This is a genomic window from Deltaproteobacteria bacterium, from assembly GCA_009929795.1.
In the GTDB taxonomy this organism is placed as follows: Bacteria; Desulfobacterota; Desulfovibrionia; order Desulfovibrionales; family Desulfomicrobiaceae; genus RZZR01.
In genome coordinates this window covers 1-1,137 of sequence record RZZR01000392.1, presented here as the reverse complement: position 1 = coordinate 1,137, position 1,137 = coordinate 1, and the positions used below count along the sequence as shown (strand labels likewise).

3 protein-coding genes are annotated in these 1,137 nt (G+C 61.0%); 2 read left to right on the top strand and 1 reads right to left on the bottom strand.

The window, feature by feature from the left end:
• Window positions 1–230 (bottom strand): hypothetical protein (locus EOM25_15235; protein ID NCC26533.1); only part of this gene is annotated, 230 nt, incomplete at its 3' end.
• Window positions 231–487: 257 nt separating this feature from the next.
• On the opposite strand from EOM25_15235, the gene EOM25_15230 reads away from it, so the two are divergent.
• Both EOM25_15230 and EOM25_15225 read left to right on the top strand, forming a co-directional pair.
• Window positions 488–856 carry a flagellar biosynthesis protein FlgG gene (locus EOM25_15230; GenBank protein ID NCC26532.1) on the top strand — a complete coding sequence of 123 codons (369 nt, stop codon included), beginning with the start codon at window positions 488–490 and terminating at the stop codon, window positions 854–856.
• Window positions 857–887: 31 nt separating this feature from the next.
• Window positions 888–1,137: bifunctional ornithine acetyltransferase/N-acetylglutamate synthase (locus tag EOM25_15225; protein ID NCC26531.1), on the top strand; the 250-nt coding region annotated here is incomplete at its 3' end.

Here is a 1,137-nt window from a genome sequence, read left to right as displayed (position 1 = left end):
GGCCGCCCCGTTCCCCTTGCCGGAATGTACGCGGCAATGGTCACGAAGGATTTATCCGGGGAGATCTCCACCTCCACGTCCGCATCGTGGTTGACCAACTCGGCCCTGTACCGTCCGTCGTCCAGGGCGATGACCGTCATGTCATCCGCCGGGACTCCCAGTTCCGAAACGGCTTGATCTCTGGCCTCCTCGAGGCTCGTGGCGGAGACTATCAGATGTGTTCGGCCCATGGTTCCTTATCCGTTGTGGTCTTGAATGTGTGCCTTTGTCGGCCAATGCCCAAAAAATCAAACACTATCAAGCCCTACCCACCGTCATTGGCAGAAAAATGCGTGGAAATGATCATTTCGTACCTTTTGAACCCCAAAAATATCTGCCCGGGACCGAGTTGCAATTCCCTTTTTGACGTCCTAAAGTCTCTCGGCTTGGACGCACGCGGTCCAAATTTCAAACGGCCCCAGCACGGCCACGCCTTCGGAGGTCAGCCATGTACGTCAACGCCTCGGCCCTTGATGCCCTGTCCACGATCCAGGCGGTCTCGGCCAACAACCTGGCCAATATGAACACCAACCGCTTTCAGGCCTCCAGGGTCCATCTCCAGGAGCAGGCCCAGGGCGGTGTCCGGGTGGCCTCCATCACCAAGGATCCCACTCCGGGGCCCCTGGTCCCCGAACAGCGGCTCGTGGAGCGCGACGGGCGAGTCGAGCAGGAAGAGGTTCTCGTCCCGGCCAGCAACACCGATCCTGTCCGTGAATTCACGACCATGGTCGCCACGAAGCACGCCTTCACAGCCAACGTCAAGGCCATCTCCGCCCGGGCCGACATGCTGGGTACTCTGATGGATATGCAGGCTTGATCGTTTTGTCCAACCACGTCACGGAGACTCCATGTATCCGACTCCACAAGGCTTTTCCTTTGCGGCTCTGGCCGCTGGCTTCCGCTATCAGGTCCGAAACGACTTGGCCCTGGTCTTGAGCGACCGCCCGGCCACGGCCGCCGGCATGTTCACCACCAACCGCTTCCAGGCCGCCCCCATCCTGGCCTGCCGGGAGAACCTCGCCTGCGGAACGGCCCGGGCCGTCCTGGTCAACGCCGGACAGGCCAACGCCTGCACCGGAGATGAAGGCCTGGCCGATT